This window comes from Dryocola boscaweniae, assembly GCF_025215095.1.
GTDB classification, from domain to species: Bacteria; Pseudomonadota; Gammaproteobacteria; order Enterobacterales; family Enterobacteriaceae; genus Dryocola; species Dryocola boscaweniae.
Genome location: NZ_JALHAP010000071.1, coordinates 120131 through 127415, shown reverse-complemented (window position 1 = coordinate 127415; position 7285 = coordinate 120131). Strand labels below are relative to the sequence as shown.

Below are 7285 nucleotides of genomic sequence, written 5' to 3'. Positions count from 1 at the left end.
AAACGCCGGGCAAAACAAACGGGTTGCGGGTGATTGTCCATAATCTCAGTCCTCACAGAACGAACGCGATGCGGTAGTAAATGCTGATACGATCGGGCGCCAGCCAGTCGGGATACTTCACCGGCAGACCAACGGTAAACTGGCCGGAGTAATAACGGCTGGCCGTGGATAGCCCGACTGCCGCGCCCCACAACGCGCCGGACGCCCGGGGATCGTGGTTATCCTTTTGCAGCCAGCCGCCGTCGAGCGCCGCCACGCTGCTGACCTGGCCGATAACCGGCAGGGTGAACAGCGTGTAGTTCAGCTCGTTGCGCCAGTAGCCGCCGTTATCGCCGGAAAGGTACTGCTCCTTGAAACCGCGCACCGAGCTTTCGCCGCCAATCGTCAGGCGCTCGCTGCCGTAAAGCCGGTCCGGCGACCACTGGCCGTAGAAGCTGGTCAGCCACCACAGGTCATTGGTTACGGGACGCTGATAGCTGCCGTTAACGCTCCATTTTTTGAACCCGGCTTTCGGCATGTCGCCTTTTTTACCTTTGTCGTCTTCCGCGCCCAGCCAGGGTACGCCGTGGCTGAAGGCCGGATTCAGGGTTGCCACGCCGCCTGAGAGTTTTTGCGTGTGGTTAAGGCCAGAGACCAGGCTGGTAAGCCTGCGGCTGCTGCTGCCGAGTTTCGCGTCGTTAAGGTAGTTGTTACTGATTTGATGTGTCAGCCCAATGGATGCGCCTGTTTTTATATCGCCATTACGGAACAGCACGTGCGAAGCGGTAAAACGATGTGTCTGGCTGTCACCGGTTGAAGCCCAGTTAAAACCGTTGTTATTGATGGTGCTGAGGTAGTTACTCCAGCTATAGCTGTAATCCAGCAGGCTGTAGCCGTACGGCACGCTGACGCCCGCCTGGAAATTTTGCGCGTTATGTGATGATGAAAAATCGCTGCTGCGCCCGCCGCTGACGAACCATTTATCAGCCAGCCCCAACAGGTTATTCCCTGTCAGCGAGCCGTTAATTTGCCCGGTACCGGTGCTCTTCTGGCCGCTGTTATCAAAGCTTACGGAGGCAGAAAGGGGGAATTCCGGCGTGGCGGTGAGATTAACAATGGAGTAGCCGGGTTTATCGGACGGCAGGATTTCAATCTGTACCGGCGTGCTGCGCACGCGATTGATTTGCTCCATGCCCTGCTCAATATCGCGCAGGTTCAGGATATTGCCCTCAAGGCCCGGAAAAGTCGTGCTGAACTGACGGGAAGGCGCAGCTTCCAGAAGGATTTTTTCCAGCCTTCCTTCAAGCACCGATATATGTAATTCGCCCCCGGATAAATCCTGTTCGGTAATAAATGCGCGGCTGGTTATGTAACCCTTATGGATATACCAGTCAGAAACGGCGCGGGTTAGTTCCGCAAGGCGTGATATATCCAGACACTGATTTATCCAGGGCGCAGTCAGTCTTCCGGACTGACTTTCGCTAAGCAACGTAGCGCCATCCAGAGAAATGTGGGTGATAGTGAAACATGGCCCGGAAGCCGGACTGGCGGGCTCAGGAGAAGTAAAGCGTGGCAATTCAGCGCTGCGATCCAGTTCATCACGCTGACGCTGGTTTTGCTCCAGAAGATTTTGCTGCTGTTGCTCAATGGTATTTCTGTCAGCGGGAGATAAGGGCGCCGCAGAGGTCATAAACGCAAACATATAAATAAGGCAGCCTATTCCATGCCGCCCAATATTAAATTTAACAGCCATCCGGGTGCCCCTTCCTTGAGCGCAATAAGTAGCGGACAGGCTGCTAATAAGCATTAGCAGCTAGTTATATTCCGCAATGAATATGAAATTAATCACAGTTAATGGAAGGCAACAACACGCAGGTAATTATTTAAGACAATTCCAATGGTGTTAATAATAAATTTAATAAATGAGATTTTGAATATTACTGAGGAAGTTGAAGGAATTAGAACGAAAAACCCCGCCAGCGGCGGGGTTGGTGTCTTAATTATTTTGCGAGACAACCTGCATATGACGGCGTTTGAATATCCAGCCAATTAGCAGCAGGGCAATCCAGCCGCAGCCGACATAGAGCGAAATGCGGGTATCCGGATGCCAGCCAATCAGCCCGATGATAAATACCAGGAAGACCAGGCCAACGATAGTTGTCGCCACGCCGCCGGGCACCGGGAATTTCAGCGCTTTAGCTTCTTCTTTCGAAAGCCTGCGGCGGAAGGCTACCTGCGAAAGCAAAATCATAATCCACACCCAGACGGTGGCGAACGTCGCAAGTGACGCAATGACCAGGAAGACGTTTTCCGGCATGATGTAGTTCAGATAAACCGCCAACAGCATGGCTACGCACATCACCAAAACGGTCACAAAAGGAATGCCGTTGCGAGAGGTTTTTGCAAAGACCTTCGGCGCGCTGCCCTGCTCCGCCATTCCGTGCAGCATGCGGCCTACGCCAAATACATCGCTGTTAATGGCGGACAGCGAAGCGGTGATCACCACAAAGTTCAGAATGCCTGCCGCAATGGTAATGCCCATATGCTGGAACGTCAGCACGAACGGGCTGCCGGAAGTGCCCACCTGGTTCCACGGATAGATGGACATGATGACAAACAGCGTGCCCACATAGAACACCAGAATACGCAAAGGAACGGAGTTAATAGCACGCGGAATGGATTTCTGCGGGTCTTTCGCTTCACCTGCGGTAATGCCGATAATTTCGATGCCGCCGTAGGCGAACATGACCATTTGCAGCGACATCACCATGCCTGTCCAGCCGTTGCTAAAGAAGCCGCCGTTGCTCCAGAGATTGTGTATCCCCGTTGCCTGGCCGCCGTTGCCGATACCCCAGACGATAATCCCAATACCGGCAATAATCATGATGATAATGGTGGCGACTTTAAAGAACGAAAACCAGAATTCCAGTTCGCCAAACACCTTCACGCTCATCAGGTTGATGGCGCAGATAATCAGCACCACACTAAGCACCCAGACCCAGTGCGGCACCGCCGGAAACCAGACGCCCATATAAATACCGAAAGCGGTCACGTCCGCGATGGCGACAATCAGAATTTCGAAGCAGTACGTCCAGCCGGTGATATAGCCTGCCAGCGGCCCCAGATTGTCCTGCGCGTAGCGGGAAAACGAACTCGCCGCGGGGTTATGAACCGACATCTCGCCCAGCGCGCGCATAATGATATATGCCGCAACGCCACCGATGATATAAGCCAGTAATACGCTTGGTCCCGCCATTTTGATGGCGTCCGCCGAGCCGTAAAACAATCCTGTACCAATCGCCGAACCCAGCGCCATAAAACGTATGTGCCGGGTGCTCAAACCGCGTTTGAGCTTGTTCTCGTTTTCCATCGTACCAAACCACTCTCAACAAATAAAAAACCACGGAGCGCAACCCCGTGGTTAAACAACATTCAAATTTTTAGTGGGCGTTTGAAGTAACCTGTCGCCCTGCTGCGCGGTCCCAGACTACGGCGATTATTACCATCGCCACGGTCGGTAAAACCCACGCCAGACCCTGATCGGCAAGCGGTAAGCGCGCAGCCCACGCAGGCAGCATATCGCTGATGGCCGAAGCCTTGATCCCGTCGATGATACCAAACATTGTGCTGATGAGCATCGCCGGCGCGATGACGCGTCTTGAGTTGTGCCACCACGGACGGGTGAAGCTCAACACCACCAGCGCGATACACGGCGGATAAATGGCCGTCAGCACGGGAATGGAAACCTGAATCAGATGGCTCAACCCGAGGTTAGACACCACCATTGAGAACAGGCCGAGGATAAAGACCAGCGCGCGATAAGACAGCGGCAGATACTGGCTGAAGAACTCGGCGCATGCGCAGGTCAGGCCAACCGCCGTTACCATACAGGCCAGGAAAATCAGCGCAGCCAGGAAGAAGCTGCCCGCGCCGCCGAAGGTATGCGCCACGTAAGCATGCAGAATCGCGGCGCCGTTGGCGTTCTGGTCGGCAACAAGGGTTGCGCTGTCTGAACCCAGGCGGAACAGCGCCAGATAGATAAGCGTTAAACCAACGCCGGCAATCAGGCCAGCCCAGATGGTGTAGCGCGTCAGCAGGCGGGATTCAGTCACGCCGCGCGAGCGAGCCGCGTTAACGATAACGATGCCAAACACCAGCGAAGCCAGAGTGTCCATGGTCAGGTAACCGTTCACGAACCCGTTGGAGAATGCAGCATTCTGATACGCTTCGGTCGCGGTGCTGATGCCGCCCGCAGGCCATAACACGGCCCCGGCAGCCAGAACCAACAGCGCGACAATTTTCACCGGCGCCAGCACGTGCCCGACGGTATCCAGCAGCTTGCCTGGATAAAGAGAGATGGCGATAACCATGGCGAAATAGACAAGGCTGTAGATAAACAGCGGCAGTTCGCCTGCGCCGGTCAGCGGCGCGATACCGACTTCAAAAGAGACGGTTGCGGTACGCGGTGTGGCAAACAGCGGGCCGACGGCCAGATAGCAGAGAGTAGCCAGTAACACGCCTGCGCGACGGCCAATCGGCGAGCTTAAGCTATCGATACCGCCGCCCACGCGGGCAATGGCGACAATGGTCAATACCGGCAGACCCACAGCGGTCACCAGGAAACCAAGGGATGCCATCCAGACGTGTTCACCAGCCTGTAAGCCAACCATTGGAGGGAAAATAATATTGCCCGCGCCGACAAATAACGCAAAGGTCATGAAGCCCAGAGCGATGATGTCGCGAGATTTTAAATGATGGGTCATAAAATAATTGCAGCCTGTGGATGTGTGGTGTTGAATTTTCAAAGTTTCTCTGCCGTACAGCATGGCAAAAAAGTGGCATTTCCAGATATCGACAGCGGAAAACACTGATCCGGCTCGGTGGCGAAGAATAGTTGGTCGAATTACCACGCAAATTCAGTCGGTCTGGTAACACCAGGGGCGCAATTAAAACGCTTATAGCGTTTGAAGACAAGGAGGGATCCCAAAACCAGATTGATATCCTTAAATTAACCACAAACCTAGTGGATAAATTCAATCACAGGAATTTATTATGGTGCATCATGCGGTCATTTTATCACCGGATGGCCAAATTTGGTTAACGAGAGAGCAAAAAACGTACAGCAGAGCGTTCCTGGAAAGAAAAATTGCCGTTTTTGATTAATAAATATGCAGCAAAAGTATGGCGGGCAGCGAGACGCCCGCCGGGCACATCAGGCAGCCGTCGTCTTTTCGTTAACAATCAGCCGCTCGGGCAGCACAAACGAAAACATTGTTCCTTGCCCCGGTTTACTTTCGATATCCAGCCGCGCTTCATGGTGGCTCAGAGCGTGTTTAACGATCGCAAGCCCCAGCCCGCTGCCGCCCGTTTGTCTGGAGCGGGCTTTATCCACGCGATAAAAACGCTCTGTCAGACGTGGAATGTGCTCAGCCGAAATGCCCGGCCCGTTATCCGCCACGCTGAATTTCGCCCCTTGCGTCGTTTTTTGCCAGCTAACGGTAATGCGCGTACCTTCAGGCGTGTGATTCACGGCGTTGTAAACCAGGTTCGAAATCGCGCTGCGCAACTGCTCTTCATTGCCAAAAACTTTTAGCGCAGGATCGACTTCAAACCGTAACGTCTGCCTTTGCTGACTTAGCGTCTGCGCTTCGCGCTCCACTACGCGCAGCATCATCGGCACGTCGATTTTTTCGTTCAGCATCATCGCCGGAGCCGCTTCAATACGCGACAGCGTCAGCAACTGTTTCACCAGCCCTTCCATGCGCGACGTTTGCTCGCGCATGGTGCCCAGCGCTTTATCCCGCAGCGGCCCTTCCAGGCTCTGGTCCTGCATCATTTCCAGATAGCCTTGCAGCACGGTTAACGGCGTACGCAATTCATGGCTGACGTTGGCAAAAAAGTTGCGCCGCGCGCCTTCCAGTTGGTGCATCTGCGTAACGTCTCGCGCCACCAGCAGCCACTGTTCATCGCTGTAGGACATTACGCGGAACTCCAGGTGACGGCCATTGTTCAGCACCAGGGTCAGCGGGCGGGTAAATTCTTTGTTAGTTAAATAACGGGTAAATTCCGGGTAGCGCAATAAGTTGAGGATATTCTGGCCGTTATCGTCCGGCCAGCGCAGACCAAGCAACTGTTGCGCCAGGCCGTTACACCAAAAAATCGTGCCTTCTTCCGTCGTCAGCACCACCGCATCCGGGAGCGATTCAGCCCCGCTGCGAAAGCGCTTAATCAGGTTCCCCAGCTCCTTACGGCGCTTTTTGTTACGTAACTGCATCTGATGCAGGCCGTAGAGCAAAGGTTCCCAGCTACCGCGTCCGGGCGGCGGCGTCATGCTGCGATCGACCCACAGCCACCAGGAAAGGCGCAATAAATTCCAGAAATGCCAGACCAGCAAAGCGGTAACCGCCGCCAGTAAAAACCAGGGAAGATGGCCGAAAATCAGCCCGAGAATGGCCGCCGGTAAACAACAGAGCACCAGCTCCAGCACCAGCCTTTTCCATGACAACCGTTCGAGCACGCGTCACACTCCTGTAAGGAAACTAAAAACGGGTCGAGAAGCGATAGCCCGTGCCGCGTACCGTTTGTACCATGCGGTCGTGACCGCTCAGTTCCAGCGCTTTGCGCAAGCGCCGAATATGCACATCAACGGTGCGATCTTCCACGTACACGTTGGTGCCCCACACATGATTGAGCAGTTGTTCGCGGCTGTAAACCCGTTCCGGGTGAGTCATAAAGAAGTGTAAAAGCTTAAATTCCGTCGGGCCCATATCAAGCGGATTTTCACCGGTCATCACGCGATGTGACGACGGATCGAGGCTTAATCCCTGCATTTCGATGACTTCTTCCACCGCCATCGGCGAAATGCGGCGCATCACCGCTTTAATACGCGCCACCAGCTCTTTAGGGGAAAACGGCTTGGTGATGTAGTCATCCGCGCCGACTTCAAGCCCCCGCACGCGGTCTTCTTCTTCGCCGCGCGCGGTCAGCATCATTACAGGAATTTCGCGGGTCAGCGCCTCGCGTTTGAGGTGCTTAATAAACTGAATGCCGGAGCCGCCGGGGAGCATCCAGTCCAGCAGGATCAGGTCGGGGAAAGGTTCGATAAGAAGATTCACGGCTGCGTCATAATCTTCTGCTTCTACTGGCTGGAAACCGTTTTGCTCGAGCACGAAGCTCACCATCTCACGGATTGGAGCTTCATCTTCTACGACTAAAATACGCTTCGCCATGATTTGCCCTGTTTAAACAATGCCATTGCTAATTTGTGCGACAGTATGCGTCAGATTTATGACAGATTTATGAAAAA

General features: G+C 54.1%; 5 protein-coding genes. All 5 read right to left on the bottom strand.

Annotation, left to right across the window (positions count from 1 at the left end; genetic code table 11):
- Positions 1-52 precede the first annotated feature (52 nt).
- Positions 53-1681 (bottom strand): ShlB/FhaC/HecB family hemolysin secretion/activation protein, encoded by a 1629-nt coding sequence (locus tag MUA00_RS04680; protein WP_271130459.1) that lies wholly within the window; start codon positions 1679-1681, stop codon positions 53-55.
- A gap of 294 nt (positions 1682-1975) precedes the next feature.
- Positions 1976-3349 (bottom strand): proline-specific permease ProY, encoded by a 1374-nt coding sequence (proY, locus tag MUA00_RS04675; protein WP_271121829.1) that lies wholly within the window; start codon positions 3347-3349, stop codon positions 1976-1978.
- 70 nt (positions 3350-3419) lie between these two features.
- A complete protein-coding gene (gene brnQ / locus MUA00_RS04670) occupies positions 3420-4742 on the bottom strand; it encodes a branched-chain amino acid transporter carrier protein BrnQ (RefSeq protein ID WP_271121828.1) in 1323 nt (440 codons plus the stop codon).
- 449 nt (positions 4743-5191) lie between these two features.
- Positions 5192-6496 (bottom strand): phosphate regulon sensor histidine kinase PhoR, encoded by a 1305-nt coding sequence (gene phoR / locus MUA00_RS04665; protein WP_271121827.1) that lies wholly within the window; start codon positions 6494-6496, stop codon positions 5192-5194.
- Positions 6497-6518: 22 nt separating this feature from the next.
- Positions 6519-7208, bottom strand: coding sequence for a phosphate response regulator transcription factor PhoB (phoB, locus tag MUA00_RS04660; protein WP_121265288.1), 690 nt, complete (start codon positions 7206-7208; stop codon positions 6519-6521).
- Positions 7209-7285: the final 77 nt, after the last annotated feature.

Bases quoted from the DNA above. Each gene is read 5' to 3' on its own strand.
- MUA00_RS04680 (WP_271130459.1), bottom strand. From the start codon at position 1,681: ATGTTTGCGTTTATGACCTCTGCGGCGCCCTTATCTCCCGCTGACAGA.
- proY (WP_271121829.1), bottom strand. From the start codon at position 3,349: ATGGAAAACGAGAACAAGCTCAAACGCGGTTTGAGCACCCGGCACATA.
- brnQ (WP_271121828.1), bottom strand. From the start codon at position 4,742: ATGACCCATCATTTAAAATCTCGCGACATCATCGCTCTGGGCTTCATG.
- phoB (WP_121265288.1), bottom strand. From the start codon at position 7,208: ATGGCGAAGCGTATTTTAGTCGTAGAAGATGAAGCTCCAATCCGTGAG.